General features: G+C 59.3%; 17 protein-coding genes and 1 tRNA gene. 7 read left to right on the top strand and 11 right to left on the bottom strand.

The annotated features are described in order from the left end of the window. Position 1: 1 nt before the first annotated feature. The 5 genes from H4W29_RS10435 to tesB form a co-directional block, all read right to left on the bottom strand. Positions 2–685, bottom strand: a complete 684-nt coding sequence (locus H4W29_RS10435) for an outer membrane lipoprotein carrier protein LolA (RefSeq protein ID WP_192728852.1) — start codon at positions 683–685, stop codon at positions 2–4. Positions 686–820: 135 nt separating this feature from the next. Further along, on the bottom strand, positions 821–3,493 hold the full coding sequence (locus H4W29_RS10430) for an FtsK/SpoIIIE family DNA translocase (RefSeq protein ID WP_192728851.1): 2,673 nt from the start codon (positions 3,491–3,493) through the stop codon (positions 821–823). A 238-nt stretch (positions 3,494–3,731) separates the two neighbouring features. Continuing rightward, positions 3,732–5,156 (bottom strand): ammonium transporter, encoded by a 1,425-nt coding sequence (locus H4W29_RS10425; protein WP_192728850.1) that lies wholly within the window; start codon positions 5,154–5,156, stop codon positions 3,732–3,734. Between the two features lie 28 nt (positions 5,157–5,184). Continuing rightward, a complete protein-coding gene (locus H4W29_RS10420) occupies positions 5,185–5,535 on the bottom strand; it encodes a P-II family nitrogen regulator (protein WP_007814595.1) in 351 nt (116 codons plus the stop codon). A gap of 212 nt (positions 5,536–5,747) precedes the next feature. Further along, positions 5,748–6,632: an acyl-CoA thioesterase II gene (gene tesB / locus H4W29_RS10415; protein ID WP_192728849.1), complete on the bottom strand. Its 885-nt coding sequence runs from the start codon at positions 6,630–6,632 to the stop codon at positions 5,748–5,750. Between the two features lie 84 nt (positions 6,633–6,716). Between tesB and H4W29_RS10410 the strand changes: the two genes are divergently transcribed. After that, positions 6,717–7,931 carry a ubiquinone biosynthesis hydroxylase gene (locus H4W29_RS10410; protein WP_192728848.1) on the top strand — a complete coding sequence of 405 codons (1,215 nt, stop codon included), beginning with the start codon at positions 6,717–6,719 and terminating at the stop codon, positions 7,929–7,931. Between the two features lie 9 nt (positions 7,932–7,940). Here the strand turns inward: H4W29_RS10410 and H4W29_RS10405 are convergent, their stop codons facing one another. The 4 genes from H4W29_RS10405 to H4W29_RS10390 form a co-directional block, all read right to left on the bottom strand. Next, complete coding sequence (locus H4W29_RS10405; RefSeq protein WP_112545684.1) at positions 7,941–8,129, bottom strand: Trm112 family protein; 189 nt, start codon at positions 8,127–8,129, stop codon at positions 7,941–7,943. 8 nt (positions 8,130–8,137) lie between these two features. Beyond that, positions 8,138–8,809, bottom strand: a complete 672-nt coding sequence (locus H4W29_RS10400; protein WP_192728847.1) for an LON peptidase substrate-binding domain-containing protein — start codon at positions 8,807–8,809, stop codon at positions 8,138–8,140. A gap of 103 nt (positions 8,810–8,912) precedes the next feature. Next, on the bottom strand, positions 8,913–9,884 hold the full coding sequence (gene trxA / locus H4W29_RS10395; RefSeq protein WP_192728846.1) for a thioredoxin: 972 nt from the start codon (positions 9,882–9,884) through the stop codon (positions 8,913–8,915). A gap of 56 nt (positions 9,885–9,940) precedes the next feature. Continuing rightward, on the bottom strand, positions 9,941–10,450 hold the full coding sequence (locus H4W29_RS10390) for a prolyl-tRNA synthetase associated domain-containing protein (protein ID WP_192728845.1): 510 nt from the start codon (positions 10,448–10,450) through the stop codon (positions 9,941–9,943). Between the two features lie 257 nt (positions 10,451–10,707). Between H4W29_RS10390 and H4W29_RS10385 the strand changes: the two genes are divergently transcribed. The 5 genes from H4W29_RS10385 (at position 10,708) to H4W29_RS10365 (ending at position 16,118) form a co-directional block, all read left to right on the top strand. Continuing rightward, positions 10,708–10,782 (top strand) — tRNA-Gly (locus H4W29_RS10385). A 415-nt stretch (positions 10,783–11,197) separates the two neighbouring features. After that, positions 11,198–11,869, top strand: coding sequence for a CBS domain-containing protein (locus H4W29_RS10380; protein ID WP_192728844.1), 672 nt, complete (start codon positions 11,198–11,200; stop codon positions 11,867–11,869). Positions 11,870–11,950: 81 nt separating this feature from the next. After that, positions 11,951–14,413 carry a phosphoketolase family protein gene (locus tag H4W29_RS10375; RefSeq protein ID WP_192728843.1) on the top strand — a complete coding sequence of 821 codons (2,463 nt, stop codon included), beginning with the start codon at positions 11,951–11,953 and terminating at the stop codon, positions 14,411–14,413. Positions 14,414–14,508: 95 nt separating this feature from the next. Next, a complete protein-coding gene (locus H4W29_RS10370) occupies positions 14,509–15,828 on the top strand; it encodes a glucoamylase family protein (RefSeq protein ID WP_192728842.1) in 1,320 nt (439 codons plus the stop codon). Further along, positions 15,753–16,118 carry a DUF982 domain-containing protein gene (locus H4W29_RS10365; protein WP_312872301.1) on the top strand — a complete coding sequence of 122 codons (366 nt, stop codon included), beginning with the start codon at positions 15,753–15,755 and terminating at the stop codon, positions 16,116–16,118. The genes H4W29_RS10370 and H4W29_RS10365 overlap by 76 nt, the downstream gene beginning before the upstream one ends. 20 nt (positions 16,119–16,138) lie before the next feature. Here H4W29_RS10365 and H4W29_RS34325 read toward each other — a convergent pair whose 3' ends face one another. Together H4W29_RS34325 and H4W29_RS34320 are read right to left on the bottom strand one after the other, a co-directional pair. Further along, positions 16,139–16,504 (bottom strand): ABC transporter family protein, encoded by a 366-nt coding sequence (locus H4W29_RS34325; RefSeq protein WP_246517160.1) that lies wholly within the window; start codon positions 16,502–16,504, stop codon positions 16,139–16,141. Beyond that, positions 16,482–16,775, bottom strand: a complete 294-nt coding sequence (locus H4W29_RS34320; RefSeq protein ID WP_246517159.1) for a hypothetical protein — start codon at positions 16,773–16,775, stop codon at positions 16,482–16,484. The genes H4W29_RS34325 and H4W29_RS34320 overlap by 23 nt, the downstream gene beginning before the upstream one ends. Before the next feature lie 378 nt (positions 16,776–17,153). Between H4W29_RS34320 and H4W29_RS10355 the strand changes: the two genes are divergently transcribed. Continuing rightward, the gene (locus H4W29_RS10355; RefSeq protein ID WP_192728841.1) at positions 17,154–18,287 is read left to right on the top strand and encodes an ROK family transcriptional regulator; all 1,134 of its coding nucleotides are present in this window, start codon (positions 17,154–17,156) and stop codon (positions 18,285–18,287) included. The last annotated feature ends 7 nt before the right edge of the window (positions 18,288–18,294 follow it).

The raw sequence follows: 18,294 nt of genomic DNA, 5'->3' as shown, positions 1-18,294 counted from the left end.
ATCAGTCGCGGTTTGCCGAGGTGCCCTTGATATCCTCGTAGGGCACGCGGAATACGCGCTCGTCGAAAGCAACGCCGGTCTTCACGTTGAAGATCATCACCGACGTGTCCTTGCCCTGGTTGTCGGTGATCGTCCACTGGCGCAGGTCATAGGTCTTCGGGTCGAACATCATCGTGATCGTCGAATTGCCGAACACCGTATTGTTGCCGAGCGAGATCGTCGTCAGATCGGACTCTTGCTTCACGCCCTTCACCATGCCGGCGGAAAGGTCGATACGCGGCGCAAGCAGCAGGCTGAGCGGCGTCTTGGAAAGCGGATAGAGATCCCAGGTCTTCAGCTTAATGTTGCCGATCGCGACATTCCTGCCGTCGGCAATGACGCGCATCGGCGACGGATCGTCATAGTTGAAGCGCAGCTTGCCGGGACGCTCGATGAAGAACTTGCCCCCGGTCTGCTCGCCACGAGGGCCAAACTGCACGAACTCGCCCTGCATGGTGGCGACGCCGGAGAAATGATCGGCAATCGCCTGTGCCGTAGCGTTGTTGGCAGCAGGTGCTGCCGCCTGTGCGACCTGAGCGAGAGCGGGAAACGGAACGGCGTTTGCAACGGCCGCAGCAGCAAAGACACCAAGGACGGCGCGGCGGCTTACCGGCAGGCCGGAAAAGATGGATGCGGAGTTGGTCATGTGAACCTCCTGTATGCGATCTGCATGCCGCCGAAAGGCGGCGTCTTCAAGGCGCCGTGATCGCCCGGTGAAAGGTAACGGATTACATGCCCCGAGGTTTCCAACGGCTGGGCTGGGCTGCAAAATTTTCCTGTATCAGCGGTCGAGAATATCCCCGTCCGTCGGCACGAGAATTTCGCGTTTGCCGGCATGGTTGGCCGGTCCGATGATGCCCTCCTGCTCCATGCGTTCGATCAGCGATGCCGCACGATTATAACCGATGCCGAGCCTGCGCTGAACATAGGAAGTGGAGGCCTTTCCGTCGCGCAGCACGATGGCAACGGCCTGATCATAGGGATCTTCCGAATCGGCGAGATTTGCCGTGCCGGCCGGACCGCCACCATAGTCACCATCCTCGTCGTCATCGGCAGTGATAGCATCGAGATATTGCGGCGAGCCCTGCGTCTTGAGATAGGAGACGATCTCTTCGACCTCAACGTCGGATACGAACGGACCGTGGACGCGCTGGATGCGGCCGCCGCCGGCCATATAGAGCATGTCGCCCATGCCAAGCAGTTGTTCAGCGCCCTGCTCGCCAAGGATCGTGCGGCTGTCGATCTTGGACGTGACCTGGAAAGAGATGCGGGTCGGGAAGTTCGCCTTGATCGTGCCGGTGATGACGTCGACCGACGGACGCTGCGTTGCCATGATGACATGGATGCCGGCCGCACGCGCCATCTGCGCGAGACGCTGCACGGCGCCTTCGATATCCTTGCCGGCTACCATCATCAGGTCGGCCATTTCATCGATGATGACGACGATATAGGGCATCGGCTGCAGATCGAATTCCTCGGTCTCATAGACCGCTTCGCCGGTCTGCCGGTCGAAGCCGGTCTGCACCGTGCGTGAGATCGTATCGCCCTTGGCAAGCGCCTGCTCGACACGCGTGTTGAAGCCATCGATGTTGCGAACACCGATCTTCGACATCTTCTTGTAACGCTCTTCCATCTCGCGGACGGTCCATTTGAGCGCGACGACGGCCTTCTTCGGATCGGTGACGACAGGGGAGAGAAGATGCGGAATACCGTCATAAACGGAGAGTTCCAGCATTTTCGGATCGATCATGATAAGGCGGCACTGCTCCGGAGTCATGCGATAGAGCAGCGACAGGATCATCGTGTTGATGGCGACGGACTTACCCGAACCGGTGGTACCGGCAACGAGCAGATGCGGCATTTTCGCGAGATCGGCGATCACGGCCTCGCCGCCGATCGTCTTGCCGAGCGCCATGGCAAGCTTCGCCTTGGAGCTTTCGAAATCACGCGAGGCAATGAGCTCGCGCAGATAGACGGTCTCGCGCGTCTGGTTCGGCAGCTCGATACCGATCGCATTGCGGCCCGGCACGACGGCAACGCGGGCGGCAATCGCACTCATCGAGCGGGCGATGTCGTCGGCAAGGCCGATGACGCGGGACGACTTGATGCCGGGTGCCGGCTCCAGTTCATAGAGTGTGACGACAGGACCAGGGCGGACATGGATGATCTCGCCCTTGACGCCGAAATCCTCGAGCACGCCTTCCAGCATGCGGGCATTCTGCTCCAGCGCATCGGCCGAGAGTGTGGAATCGCGCACCACGTTCTTCGGCTCCGCAAGCAGATGCATGGAGGGAAGCTGGAAGCCCTCCGGCCGGATGAACGAGCCTTGCGCCTCGCGTTCGACGCGGGCGCCGGGCTTCGGACGAGATGAAGCGGGAATGACGCGCGGCTCGGGTTTACCGGCCGATTTGGCCGGCGCGCGGATCATCCAGTCGTCATCATCGTCATCGGGCAGGATATCGGCCGGACGCGGAGGCAAGTCGGTATCGAACGGCGGATCGTCATCCTCGTCCTCGTCGTTGAGCGAGATGGAAGGCGCCGAAACGACCCGACGGCTCGATAGGCCACGCGGCTCCATGGAGGGATCCATGCGTTCGCCACGCGCTGCGGGCTTGGCGCGCACCGGCTCGTTCAGCGTACCGAATTCGTCATCGTTGAAGTCATAGGGTGATTCGAAATCGCCCTGACGGCGCTTGCGCGGTCCCATGCCGAAAAGCCGTCGGAAACGCGCCTGGTTCATATACCACGCGTGTGTCATGGCACCGCTAAAGGCCATCCAGCGGGACCCGTCGTCCTCATCGTCCTCATCGCCAACGACACGCACCTTGCTGCGCGTATCGACATAATCCTCTTCTTCGTCCTCCTCTTCATCGAGCTCGCTGCGGCCGACGATGCCGGCCGCAAAGAGCATCATCCACGCGGTCGGGACAGAGAAGATGCAGCCGACGGCGGTGGCGAAGACACCGGTCGGATAGGCGCCGACGAAGAGTGCCGGAAAACGCAGGATCATGTCGCCGATAACACCGCCGATGCCGTTCGGAATCGGCCAGGTGAGCGGTGGTGGGAAACAGCCGATGACGGCGGAGGAAAGTATGGTGCCTACGAGCCAGGCGCCGGCGCGCGCCGGAATGCGGCTGATGCGACGGCCGGAAATCAGCGCCAGCGCCCAGGCCACGATCGGCAGCATCGAAACGACACTGGCGAGCCCCAGGAACTGCATGGCGACATCTGCAAAGGCAGCTCCGCTATAACCGAGAATGTTGGTCGGCAGGTTGCCGGTGGCATAGGAATAGCTGGGATCGGTGACGTTCCATGTCGCAAGCGCCGCAACCGCGAGCGCCAAGACCAGGAAGACCGCAAAGCCGGCAAGAGCCTGGATCTGTCGCAGCATGAATGCCGAGAAGGAGAACCGGTCAGGACGGCCGTCCATCGCCGGCGACGTGCTTCTTGCCATATGTCAAACCCGTCCAATGCCTGGGGGCACGCGAATCGCCAATGCTTCGTCGCGCCAAATGCGTCCGCTCTACCTAATCAAAGTAGGGTTAAAGCGATGTTAACCATGCATATGCCGGATCGCTAAAAAGAAAAGGGCCCGGACCTTGAGAGGTCCGGGCCAAGAGCGGCTTATGGTTAGATAGGCCGCGACGGGCTGTTCGGCGGCGCCCTTGTGCCGGGCGCCGCAAATCCTGCGATTACGAGTGGTAGGCGGCTTCGCCGTGCGTTGCGAGGTCGAGCCCTTCGCGCTCGGCTTCGACCGAAACGCGCAGGCCGATGATGACATCGACGATCTTGTAGAGGATCGCCGAGCCGATGCCCGACCACAGCAGCGTCGTGAGCACACCCTTGGCCTGGGCCAGGACCTGCGTTGCCGTGCCGGCGTAGGAGGCAGCGAAATCGGCCGTCGAGTAGTCGACGATACCGGCGCCGCCGAGGGCCGGGTTGACGAGGATGCCGGTACCGAGAGCGCCGACGATGCCGCCGATGCAATGGACACCGAAGACGTCAAGGCTGTCGTCATAGTTGAACTTGTTCTTCACGACGTCGACGAAGAAGTAGCAGACCGGCGAGACGATGAGACCGAGGACGATCGACCCCATCGGGCCGGCAAAGCCTGCCGCCGGGGTGACAGCGACGAGGCCGGCGACAGCGCCGGAAGCGCCGCCGAGCATGGAAGCCTTGCCGCGAGCGAAGCTTTCGACGATGCACCAGGACACGGCGGCAGCGGCCGTCGCGACGAAGGTGTTGATCATGGCGAGCGATGCATAGGCATTGGCTTCGAGGTTGGAGCCGGCGTTGAAGCCGAACCAGCCGACCCAGAGCAGCGATGCGCCGACCATGGTGAGCGTCATCGAGTGCGGAGCCATGATCTCCTTCTTATAGCCGGTGCGCTTGCCGAGCATGATGGCGCCGACGAGGCCAGCGATACCGGCATTGATGTGAACGACCGTGCCGCCGGCAAAATCGATTGCACCATAGGAGAAGATCAGACCGGCCGGCGAGGTGTAGGAGCTCGGACCGCCCCAGAACCAGACCATGTGCGCCATCGGGAAGTAGATGAAGGTAACCCAGAGCACGACGAAGAGCATGACGGCCGAGAATTTGATGCGCTCGGCGAATGCACCGACGATCAGGCCGGGCGTGATGCAGGCGAAGGTCATCTGGAATACAATAAAGGTATATTCAGGGATGGCGACGCCCTTCGAGAAGGTTTCTGCGAGCGACGAGGTGTTAACCCCGGCGAGGAACGCCTTGGAGAAGCCGCCGACGAAGCTGTTCAGCGAGCCGCCATCGGTGAAGGCGAGCGAATAGCCGTACGTCACCCAGATCAGCGCCACGACGGCAGTGATCATGAAGACCTGCATCAGAACGGAGAGCATGTTCTTGGCACGCACGAGGCCGCCGTAGAACAGCGCCAGGCCCGGGATCGTCATCAGGAGGACGAGCGCCGAGGAGACGAGCATCCAGGTATTGTCACCCTTGTCCATGGTGAAGGCAGGCGCAGCGGCAGCTGCAGCGGCCGGGGCTGCTTCCTGCGCGAAAGCGACGGCCGGCGCCAGGAGGGCAGCCGAAAGGGCGCCTACCCGTGCGATGTTGGAGGAAAACTTCGAAATTGACATTGGAAATGGCTCCTTGATCTGCCGTTCTTTACAGCGCTTCTGAATCGGTCTCGCCCGTACGGATGCGCACGGCATGGTCGATCGAGTAGACGAAGATTTTGCCGTCACCGATCTGGCCGGTCTTGGCAGATGCTGCGATGGCCTCGACCGCCTTGTCGACGATCTCGGATGCGACCGCGATTTCGATCTTGAGCTTCGGCAGGAAGCTGACCGCATATTCAGTGCCGCGATAAATTTCCGTGTGCCCCTTCTGGCGACCGTAGCCCTTCACTTCGGTCACAGTCAGGCCCTGGATGCCGATCGCCGTGAGGGCTTCGCGGACCTCATCGAGCTTGAACGGCTTGATAATGGCCATCACAATTTTCATCTGGTTTCCCATCCTTCGTTATCCTCGGCGCGGAGCCGACTCTCCTTGCCGCTGACGGTTTCCTGACCAGCGACCGGCGATAGACATTCAAAGGACGTGCCAGATTCGTGACGGCCAATAAGTTATTGAAATATAAAGGCTATAATTGAAGACGCCAATAAACAGGCAAATGATGGGCCAATAAGCGCACAAATAATGCGCAAATTTATAAATATGCACATTATTTATTCATTTGCCTTTTTCCGAATCAGGCCCTCCTGCGCCACCGACGCGATCAGGACACCGGATCGGGTAAACAGGCTACCACGGGTCAATCCCCGGGCGCCCGAAGCCGACGGACTGTCCTGCGTATAGAGCAGCCAGTCACCGAGCTTGTCGGGACGGTGGAACCACATGGCATGGTCGAGACTTGCGACCTGCAGGTTCTGGTCGAAGATGGACGTTCCGTGGGCATGCAGCGATGCATCAAGCAGCGTCATGTCCGAGAGATAGGCAAGGACGGCGGCCTGATAGAGCCTGCTGTCCGGCACGGGACCGGCAGCACGAACCCAGACATCCTGCCGTGGTTCAAGCTTCTCGCTCGTAAAATAGTGCTTGAGCGAGACAGGCCGGATTTCGATCGGCCTCTCGCGCTCCCAATATTTGCGCACAGCCGCCGGAGCATGAGCGAGATACTGTTCCTTGATCTGCTGTTCGCCGAGCAACGTTTCCGGCATCGGCACCGGCGGCATGGAGATCTGGTGGTCGAATCCCGGCTCCTCCACCTGGAACGAGGCCGAGAGCGCGAAGATCGCCTTGCCGTGCTGGATCGCGACGGCCCGGCGTGTGTTGAAGCTTGACCCGTCCCGGATGCGCTCGACCTGATAGATGATCGGCACCGAGGGATCGCCGGGGCGCATGAAATAGGCGTGCAGGGAGTGAATGAAGCGATCGTCCGCCACCGTGCGCTGCGCCGCCATCAACGCCTGCGCGATCACTTGTCCGCCGAACACTCGCTGCCAGCCGACCTGCGGACTGCGGCCACGAAAGATATCGACCTCGATCGGCTCGATATCGAGCGTCGAAATCAACGTTTCCATGGCGGTCGGCTTATCCGTTTGTTCCGTCATTTGTTCGGCTCCCGGCGGTAGGAAGTGGTAACCTGATGATCTATATAGATCGCATCTGATCGTAGAAAGTAAGAGGAGCGGGCTATGCTGGACATGCTGGTTGTGGGCGGAGGTTATGTCGGCCTGTCCGTGGCCGTGGCGGTCAAGCAGGCGGCGCCGCATCTCGCTGTCGCTGTCGTCGAGGCCGCTCCCGAACATGCCTGGAAGAAAGATATGCGCGCTTCCGCCATTATCGCGGCCGCGACAAAGATGCTCGAAATCTTTGGCATCTGGGACGAGATCGAGCCGGAGGCTCAGCCGATCACCAAGATGATCGTGACCGATTCCAAGATGTCCGATCCTGTTCGCCCGATCTTCCTGACCTTCGACGGCGAAGTCGCCGATGGCCGGCCATTTGCCCATATGATCCCAAATGTCGTTATGGTCGGCGCGCTGCGGGGCGCCTGCGAGCGGCTCGGCATCGAAATTCGCCATGGCCTCAGCGCCACCGGCCTGAAGACGGGCGATACCGATATCGAGATCAACCTGTCCGACGGCAGCGCGCTGCAATCGCGCCTGCTGGTCGCCTGCGATGGCGTACGCTCCAGACTGCGCGATTTTGCCGGCATCAAGACCGTCACCTGGGACTACGGCCAGTCCGGCATCGTCACCACCGTCGAGCACGAGCGTCCGCACCACGGCTGCGCCGAAGAACATTTCCTTCCATCCGGCCCCTTTGCCATCCTGCCACTGCGAAACAACCGTTCGTCCCTGGTCTGGACCGAGCGGACAAATGACGCAAACCGCCTTGTTGCAGCCGACGATCTGGTTTTCGAGGAGGAACTGGAACGCCGCTTCGGCCACAAACTCGGCGCTCTCAAGGTGGTAGGCGACAAGCGCGCCTTCCCGCTCGGTCTCACACTCGCCCGCTCCTTCGTCGCACCGCGCTTTGCGCTGGCCGGTGATGCCGCACACGGCATTCACCCGATCTCCGGCCAGGGCCTCAATCTCGGCTTCAAGGACGTAGCCGCCCTTGCCGAAACCATCGTGGAAGCCGATCGCCTTGGGCTCGATATCGGCGCCATCAACATCCTGGAGCGCTACCAGAGCTGGCGCCGGTTCGACACTTTCCGCATGGGCGTCACGACAGATGTGTTGAACCGGCTGTTTTCCAATGACATGGCGCCGATCCGCATCGCCCGCGACTTCGGCCTCGGCATCGTCGATCGCCTGCCCGGCCTGAAATCCTTCTTCATCGGCCAGGCGGCAGGAACGACTGCCAAGGACAATCCGAGGCTGCTCGCAGGTGAGGCGATTTAGAGCTAAAGCTTAGTCTTCGAGGCTTCTGGCTTCCGAAACCAGCATGATCGGAATGCCGTCCCTGATCGGATAGGCAAGACGGGCCTTTTCCGAGACCAGCTCGTTATGCTCGCGATCATAAGAAAGCCGCCCCTTGGTGAGCGGGCAGACGAGGAGTTCGAGAAGTTTGGGATCCACCCGACTGAGTTTTTCGTCCATCGCGCCCTCTACTGCAGCACGGTATCGGAATCGCCGAAGACGCGGGCTAGCACGATTTCGGTGATGGCGATCAGGGTTTCCGCCCTCGTCTTGAGGTCGGGCGCTTCGAGCAGCGCCTGCTTTTCGGCGGGGCCGAATGGCGACATCATGGCGAGCGAATTGACGAGGGTAAGGTTGCTCGCCCGCTCCACGCTCTCCCAGTCCGCCTCGAGTTTGTTGGCGTCGAGATAGGCCTTGAAGGCCGTCAGCAGCGCGCCGCGGTCGACGGCTTCTTCTTCGTTCTCCGCAGAAAGATCTGATATGAACGGCGCGATACGGAAGCTGCGGAACGGCTGGCCGTGCGATCGCTCCTCCAACAGCCGGAAGCGGCAGACGCCCGTCAGCGAGACAATATAGCGCCCATCACCGGTTTCGGCATAAGAGGTAATCCGGCCGAGGCAACCGACAGCCGCAAGCTCGGGAGCATGCGTCTTATCTTCATGCTCGCCATGTGCCGGCTGCACCATGCCGATCAGACGGTTTCCGGTCAGGGCGGCATCGAACATCGCAAGATAACGCGGCTCGAAGATATTGAGCGGCAACTGTCCGGCGGGCAGGAGAAGCGCACCGGTCAAGGGAAAAACTGCAATCTCATCCGGTAGATCGCCGGGCTTCAGATATCTCGCATTGCCGACTTGCATGAAGAACTAGTCCCGCACTCTTTCGGCGGGCGCATCTTCGGCGCCCGTCCTCACGAGGAATGTGGTGCCCTTGCGTAAAAACGCAAGGGCGGATGCGGCAAAGTCAGGAAAACAGGATCGAGGAAAGCTTCCGGCGGGCTGAAACCGTCGCCGGGTCCTTGAAGCCCCAGACCTCGAAGAACTGCAGAAGCTGGCGACGCGCACCGTCATCATCGAAGGCACGATCCTTGCGCATGATGGTGAGCAGGTGTTCGGCCGCCTCCTCGCGCCTGCCTTCGACATTGAGGATCTTGGCGAGTTTCAGGCGGGCTTCGTGATGATCGGGGTTCGACGCCAGCTCGCGCTCCAGGGCGACGGGATCACCGAGCTTACGGGCTTCTTCGATCTGGTCGAGCTTCTTCAGGATCGCCTGGATACCTGCATCCTTGCCAAGCTCTTCCGGCAGCTCGCTCAGCATCTGGCGGGCCTCACCGTGCTGGTCGGCTGCGATCAGGCATTCAGCCATGCCGGCAAGCGCCTTGGCATTTTCCGGGTCGGCCTGCATGACGGCACCATAAAGCTGGCCCGCTTCATTGATGTTTCCGGCAGCGAGCAATTCGCCAGCCTGCGCCAGATAAGCCTCGATCTCTGCAGTCTGGTCAGCATCCGCAGGACCTGCGAGGCGATCAATAAACTGGCGAACCTGGCTTTCGGGCACCGCGCCCATGAAGCCGTCGGCCGGGCGGCCGTTGACGAAGGCGATGACGGCTGGAATGGACTGGATACCGAGCTGGCCGGCGATCGAGGGATGATCGTCGATGTTCATCTTGACCAGCTTGACGCGGCCTTGACCTTCATTGACAACCTTTTCCAGGACCGGCGTCAGCTGCTTGCACGGGCCACACCATGGTGCCCAGAAATCGACCAGCACCGGCTGGTTGCGCGAATCCTCCAGAACGTCCTTGGTGAAATTCGCCGTCGTTGTGTCCTTGATATAGCCGCCGCCCGTCGCAGGCTGAGGTACGGCGCCATAGCTTGCCGTTGCCGACATCTGGTTGCCAAAGGAACCGTTATAAGGATTGTCGCTGCCGCTCATAGGTATCTCCCGCCGCGCCGATCTGCCGGCGTCTCTGATAGCGCTAAAATCGTATGTCAGGACGTCACTTTCAAGACAAGCGGCTTATGCCCAGTCGCTTCCATGAATCGTATCAGATCGGCGCTGGCGATCGAAGTCGTCGCATCGTTGGAAAGCGGATGGCAGTTGATGACGTCATCGCGCATCAGATCCGCATCGAGTACGAAGGTGACATCGTTGCCGGTATCATTGATCGCGCCGAGCGCGGTAACAGCGCCCGGAATGACACCAAGATATTCCATGAGCTTCTCGGGCTTGCCGAAAGAGACGCGGCCGGAAGCGCCGATAAGGGTATGAACCTGCTTTAGGTCGACAACAGCGTTTTCCTCCACCGTCAGCAGGAAATAGCGATCTTTTTTGTCCTTCACGAACAGGTTCTTGGTGTGCCCGCCGGGAATCTCATCCCGCAGCGCCACCGATTCGGCGACGGTAAAGACGGGTGCATGGTCCTTGGTCGTGTGGGCGATGCCGAGGCCATCGAGAAAAGCGAGAAGATCCTGGCGAGTCCTGGGCTTATTTTCGGTCATCGTCATCCATCAGACAGGAGAAAAGCAGATTGGACTGTCTGCTTACGTCCGCCTCATGCGCTTGGCAATCATCAGGACCGACGCTTTGCCCTGCATTCGCGGCGTTTCCGAAGCCGGTTTTCCACCGCCAGAACTTTTCTTCGTTTTTCCGTCATTTCCCTGTTGCATTTGAAAATCGTTTGGGCGATATAGCGCCCGTCGCCGCAAGGTGGCGCCCACGGTCCGCTACTTACTACCCCGGACCGGTGCGGATTTGAGCGGGTGTAGCTCAGGGGTAGAGCACAACCTTGCCAAGGTTGGGGTCGAGGGTTCGAATCCCTTCGCCCGCTCCAGTTTCTCCTTCTACGTCAGTAAATGGTTGGCGTCACGTGATCTTGTGACGCATTACAGGTGCATCCGGTGTTGTCATCACCGGTCGTCCGTTTTCTGCCTTTGTGAGATACTGGCGACATCCGATCCTCCTGACAGCGTCGGCCAAATCACTCCCCATCGCAGCATATCGGCTATCGCTCGCGGTACTAGTTGCGGCCCCCGATTGATCCTGCTCAATGCAAACCACGCCGGTATCTGGCTAGGTTTTCCTGGCGCAGACGAATGATGTTCACATCGTTCGGCCTCGATAGGCATTGCACACACTTTTTGCCAGATCGCCGAGATGAGTTTAATATCGTTCAGCCTCGATAGGCATTGCACACACTTTTCGCCAGATCGCCGAGATGAGTTTAATGTAGCCGGAGCTAGATCTACATGCTTGTCAAAGATGTCATGACGACAGCCGTGGTCACATTGTCACCTGACAATAGCGTTCGGCATGCAGCCAAGCTGATGTCCGACCAGCACGTGAGCGGTCTTCCCGTCGTCGACGATGGAGGGCGCTTGGCGGGCGTGATCAGTGAAGGCGATCTGATCCGTCGAACGGAACTGTCAATCAGCGCGTTCGTCCTGAATGCGAACATGGAACTTGGTCCCGATGACAGGGCAAACGCTTTCGTCAAGCGATGCGCGTGGAGAGTGGGCGATGTCATGACGCCCGATCCTGTCACGATCGACGAAGATGCTCCCCTTTCTCGTGTTGCGGAACTCATGCAGGACCACGGCATCAAGCGCATTCCGGTTCTTCGGGCCGGCAAACTGATCGGCATCGTTAGCCGCGCCGACCTCCTGCAGGTCATTTACTCGGCAAAACCGGACGATACGGCAGCTGGTGACGAAGCCATTCGACGCAGCATTCTCGTTCGACTCGGTGAAAACACCGGCCTGGAGGGATTGAACCTGTCAGTTACCGTCGCTGACGGTATCGTGCATTTTTGGGGCAACCTTGAGACAGCAGCTCGCCGCAGGGCCGCGCGGATCCTGGCGGAGGGCGTCAACGGTGTCCGCGGCGTGGTGGAGCATTTCCCGGAATCTCCGCCTCAATAGTGCAGCAGCAACAACATAAGACTGCACCGGCCCGGAACGAGCCGGCGAAATTCAGCAATGTCATTTTGATGGGAGACTCAAATGGCTTCACCTGAAACGGCAGTGATGAAAAAAGCCGCCTCGGTAGTGTCATCTGTGGGAGTGCCGCTTTCGTCCGGGGAACTCCGCCTGATGGATGCCTACTGGCGAGCGTCGAACTATCTGTCGGTCGGCCAAATCTATCTGCTCGACAATCCCCTGCTTAAAAAGCCTCTGGCGCGCGCGCATATCAAGCCGCGATTGCTCGGGCATTGGGGAACGTCGCCCGGCCTGAACATGCTTTACGTGCACCTCAATCGGGTGATCAAGCGCGACAATCTCAACATGATCTACGTAATCGGTCCTGGCCACGGCGGACCGTCGCTGGTTGCGCATGCCTATCTGGAGGGAACCTACAGCGAATTCTACCCGAATATTGGCCAGGACGAAGAGGGCATGAAAAGGCTGTTCAAGCAGTTCAGCTTTCCCGGCGGCATCCCGAGCCACGTCGCTCCTGAAACACCGGGGAGCATTCATGAAGGTGGTGAACTCGGTTATGCGCTCAGCCATGCCTATGGCGCAGCCTTCGATAATCCCGATCTGATCGTCGCCTGCGTTGTCGGTGACGGCGAAGCCGAAACCGGCCCTCTCGCCACGGGATGGCATGGAAACAAATTCCTCAATCCGGCTCGCGACGGATGTGTTCTGCCGATCCTGCACCTCAATGGCTACAAGATCGCCAATCCCTGCTTCCTTGCGCGTATTCCCAAGGAGGAATTGATGAAGTTTTTCGAGGGCATGGGGTATGCGCCCCTCTTCGTGGAGGGCCATGAGCCCGATCAGGTACAGCAGCAGCTTGCCGCAGCCATGGATACTGCCGTCGCGACGATCAAGAAGATCTGGGCAGAAGCGCGGGATAAGAAGAGTATCCGCCGTCCGGCATGGCCGATGATCGTTTTCCGTACACCGAAGGGCTGGACCTGCCCCTCCGAAATCGACGGCAAGAAATGCGAAGACTACTGGCGCTCACATCAGGTTCCGATGGGCGACATGGACAAGCCGGAACATATCAAGGTGCTTCAACACTGGATGAAGAGCTACAGACCCGAAGAGCTTTTCGATGACGAAGGCAGGCTGCAAGCTGAATTGGCCTCGCTGGCGCCGGCGGGGCATCGACGGATGAGCGACAATCCGCATGCCAACGGCGGCCTGATGCTTCGCGATCTCAAGATGCCGGATTTCCGCGATTATGCCGTCTCAGTGCCCAAACCCGGATCGGTGAACGCGGAATCCGCTCGTGTCATGGGCAAGTTCCTGCGCGATGTGATGAAGCTCAATCTTAACAGCAAGAACTTTCGACTGTTCAGCCCTGACGAGAACAATTCCAATCGCTGGCAGGACGTGCTGGAAGTGACCGATCGCTGCTATATGGCCGAGATTTATCCTGAAGATGATCACCTGTCGCCCGACGGACGCATCATGGAGGTGCTAAGCGAACATCAATGCCAGGGCTGGCTCGAAGGCTATCTGTTGACTGGGCGGCATGGCTTCTTCTCCTGCTACGAAGCCTTCATTCACATCATCGACTCGATGTTCAACCAGCACGCCAAATGGCTGAAAGTGTGCAATCACATTCCCTGGAGACGGCCGATCGCATCGCTCAATTATTTCCTGAGTTCGCATGTGTGGAGGCAGGATCACAATGGCTTTTCTCACCAGGATCCGGGCTTCATCGACCATGTGATCAACAAGAAGGCGGAGGTTATCCGGGTCTATCTTCCGCCGGACGCCAATACGCTCCTGTCCGTTACTGATCATTGTCTGCGCAGCCGCAACTATGTGAACGTCGTTGTCGCAGGCAAGCAGCCGGCTCCGCAATGGCTGACGATGGATGAGGCGATCAAACATTGCACCGAAGGTCTCGGCATCTGGGAATGGGCGAGCAATGATCGCGGCTCAGAACCGGATGTGGTCATGGCCTGCTGCGGCGATGTGCCGACCTTGGAAACACTCGCCGCCGTCCAGCTGATCCGTGAGCACCTTCCTGACTTGAAGGTGCGCGTCATCAATGTCGTCAATCTGATGAAACTACAGCCCTCGAGCGAACATCCCCACGGGCTTTCGGATCCCGACTTCGATGCGCTCTTCACGAAGGACAAGCCGATCATCTTCGCATTCCACGGATATCCCTGGTTGATCCATCGGCTGACGTACCGGCGAACCAACCACAAAAATCTGCATGTCCGAGGATACAAGGAAGAGGGAACGACTACGACCCCATTCGACATGGTCGTTCTGAACCAGCTCGATCGCTTTCATCTCGTTGAGGATGTCATCGATCGGCTGCCACAGCTCGGAGCGCGTGCGGCCTATTTCAAGCAGGCGATCCGCGGCAGGCTGATCGAGCACCGGCAATATATCGAGACACACGGCGATGACATGCCACAGATCAGCGGCTGGACATGGGATGTCAAGAGCACGGGAAAAGTGAAGGCGGCGACCTCCACTGAGGGAGACAATGCCTAGGCGACAGGGTGCGCACAAATCATGCCGGCAGGCGTCCGATCAGAGTCGCCTCCGGATGCTCGACGAAACCATCTGACTTCCTCGGTTTGCCTATCATGTCGGAGCAGCTGTCCACCGATCCCGAACTGAACCGGATGCCGACGGATGAAGATCTCGGCCGCCTTCAGTTCACGACGTTGCTCTACTATCTGCAATGCACGAATCCGGATAACGGATTGGTGCGCGACAAGACGCAGGCCGGCGCCCCGGCAAGCATTGCGGCGATAGGTATGGCGCTTGCCACCATTCCCGTCGTCGTGGAACGCGGCATCGTCATTCGCGAGTTTGCCGCCAAGATCGCCCGGCGGCGACTGGAATTCCTGATGTCCTGCCATCAAGGGCCGGAACCGGACGCGTCAGGTTACAAGGGCTTCTTCTACCATTTCCTGGATATCGAAACGGGACGGCGGGTCTGGCAGTGCGAATTGTCGACGATCGATTCTGCCTTTCTCTTCGCCGGCGCCTTGACAGTCGCGGCATATTTCGATGCGGACACCGAGGACGAGGCGAAGGTACGCGCACTTGCCATGTCGCTCTACGAGCGCGTCGACTGGAACTGGGCGCGCAACAACGGCGCCACGCTTACCCATGGCTGGCGGCCGGAAAACGGCTTCATTCCCTATCGTTGGCGCGGCTACGACGAAGGTCTGCTTCTCTACATTCTCGGTCTAGGCTCACCGAGCCACCCGCTGCCTCCGGAAAGCTTCACGGCGTATACGGAGAGCTACGAATGGCGGAATATTTTCGGTCGCGAGCTACTTTATTCCGGTCCGCTCTTTACACATCAGCTTTCGCATATGTGGATCGATTTTCGTGAAATTCGCGACGATTTCATGCGCGAGCATGACAGCGACTATTTCCGCAACAGCCGCCATGCCACTTTCGTTCAGCAGGAATACGCAATCCGCAATCCGCTGAACTTCAAAGGCTACGGCGAATATTGCTGGGGCTTCACGGCAAGTGACGGACCGGGTTGGACGAAGCGGACTATCGACGGGATCGACCGGGAATTCTTCGACTATGTTGCGCGTGGCGCACCCTATGGACCGGATGACGGAACCGTATCTCCCTGGGTCGTGGTCGCCTCGCTGCCATTCGCTCCGGAAATCGTCATCCCGACCGTGCGAAATTTCGCTCGAATGAAGCTTGGCATGACACGCCTTTACGGATTCAGGCCGTCGTTCAACCAGACCTTTACGATGGGAAACAAGGACGAGGGATGGTGGGTCAGCCCTTACCATTTCGGAATCGACCAAGGGCCTGTCGTCTTGATGGTCGAAAACTATCGAACCGGCCTGCTGTGGAACATCATGCGTCGGTGCGAGCCGGTCGTGGTCGGGCTAAGACGGGCAGGGTTTTCAGGCGGCTGGTTGTGACGCCCTCGAAACCTCGGCAAAGGGACGAGTGGATCGTGAACAAGGTATCGCCAAGTCCCTGGAATGTGTGCGTGCTCGCGCGCACCGGCAAGCACGGCGCCGTGGAGTTTATCGGCACAGCGGCGGATACGCTTGAAAAGTTACGCGATAACTGGCCGCGGCCAGGACGGGCCTACAGACATGCCTTAGATAGCTGTCAGGATGTCATTCGAGGTTGGGCTCCGAGCTACCTTGCACGGACCGCTTTCGAGGAAGTGGTCAAAGAGGCCGGTCTTCATCTTCACTTCTAGCGCCGAACAAGAAGCCGTAGTCACTCTCTCTGTTTTGGCTCGACCCACGTCCAGGGACCGTCAGAACGAAATTCGAGAACGGCGTCATAGGCTGCGCGCGGTGCGCCCGCTTCTGCATAGTTGACGCACGCAATCCCTCGTTCCGCCAGGAGCCTGAGAATGTCGGGCAGAAGTTCGTGGCCGAAGATGGCATCGGCTTTCTCAAGAAGAACGTGGGATGGTGCCGCGATAACCGCGCTTGCAAGTACAATGAGCCGTTGTTCGCGGGGCGACAGCACGGTTGACCAGTCTTGCTCGCTGTCGAGATCGGTGGTCGTCAGGTGGCGCTTGAGACCGAACTCTCTTAGTAAAGCGAGGATTTGTTCATCGGCCTCCTCCGCGGGCAACCACCGACACGACCGTCGAGGCCATGAAAGCGCTTGCATAGAGGATTGCCTGACGAGCAAATTCCGTAGTCTGTCTGTCAGCGATCGCGGTCATGAAGTGTCGGCCGACGAAACTGTTGACCACGTTCAGGGCACTGATGCCGCCAAAAAGAGCGATCAGGCAGATGAGAAGGAACTGGGCTCGTCTGCCGACATCGGATGTCATGAATAGTTTAACCGCGCGGAAGAATCGCGTTGCCGTCACCTTGAGGGGAATTTGCTGCTGGCCCATGCCCGTCCTCCCGGCTTGCGTGTAGGACGAATTATAGCGTGAAATGCGGGTGGCGGAGAAACTTCAGGACAGCACAATGCGCGGGCGACCGATCCAGCGCTACACGCTGCATTTGCTGTTCTTGCGGCTTGAACAGGTTGCGCCGGCGGTTCAACCGTCCAGGTCCCCTTGATCTCGGAGCTCCAGCACGGCTCGATGCAAATTGGCCCACGAGAACAAATCTCTTGCGAATGATTTCCATTGGTTCACCCTGTCGTTGATTCTTAAAACCGGTCAATCCAATAGCTTGATCAATTTTCGTAATTTATTTCAGTTGATTGGTTCATTTTGTGAACTTATTGTCAGGGCAAAACCACGCACGACGGGATCAGGATTTGTATGTTCAACTCATCGCAGCGCGAGCTTCTGCGGGTCATAAGTGAGTCCGGTCCCCTAAGCCGGACTGATCTTGCCTCTGCGATCGGGCTCAGCAAAGCGGCGATGAGTGGCATTGCCCGCGAGCTGATCGATCGCGGCGTGCTGCACGAGACGGAAACCGTCTACGGTCAGGGCCGACCCTCCGTGCTGCTCGACCTGAAACCCGAATGCGCCTTTTTCATCGGCATTTCGCTTCTGGAAGATCCCGCGCCGATGATCCTCAGCGATCTTAACGGCAATATCATCGCCCGTCAGCAACTGCCCTACTCCAGGGATCCCAAGATCATTGCCAATGCCATTGCTTATGGCCTGCCGGAAATCCTGAAGGGCCATCCGCAGGCGAGCTCGAAGCTTGCCGGCATCGGCGTGGCGTTGTCCGGCTTCGTCGATGAAAAGCAGGCGACCTGCGTGCAGTCCACCCTGCTCGGCTGGCAGGATGTGCCGCTTGCCGAAATCATCCGCCAGGCAAGCGGCGTCGATACCTTCATCGAAAATGATGCCAAGGCAGTGGCCGTCAGCGAAAAGCTCTTCGGCATTGCTCGCGACACGCCGAATTTCTCGGTCGTGTCGCTTGGAGATGGCATCGGCTGCGCCCATGTCATCGACGGCAGGCTCTATCGCGGCAATCATGGCGGTGCGGGCGAAATCGCCCATGCGACGATCGAACCCGGCGGCGCACCCTGCCGCTGCGGCAAGCGAGGCTGCCTGGATACGGTCGCCTCCATGAAGGCAATCAAAGAGATGGCGCGGGCCGCCTGCCTGAAATGCACCTCGCTATCGGACCTGGAAGAGGAAGCTTCACTCGGCACCGCCGAGGCGATCGCCATCATCCACAAGGCCGGCGCAGCCCTCGGCCTCGCAATCTCGCACCTGATCCAGATGAACGATCCCGGCATGATCCTCGTAACGCATGTCGAAGGCTCCTTCGATGGCCTGTTCGGCACAGTCGTGCAACAGGCGATCGAAGCCAATGTTCTTCCGCGATATGCAGGTCAGACCCCGATCCGCACCCGTCGCGTCGATAGCGACGTCTGGGCGCGCGGCGCGGCCAGCATTGCCGCCCACAATTTTCTGATCGGTCCTAATATCAACTGAGGTTTCC

Source organism: Rhizobium viscosum, assembly GCF_014873945.1.
GTDB classification, from domain to species: domain Bacteria; phylum Pseudomonadota; class Alphaproteobacteria; order Rhizobiales; family Rhizobiaceae; genus Rhizobium; species Rhizobium viscosum.
The sequence above is the reverse complement of the archived record's forward strand: the minus strand, read 5'-3'. Positions and strand labels throughout refer to the sequence as shown.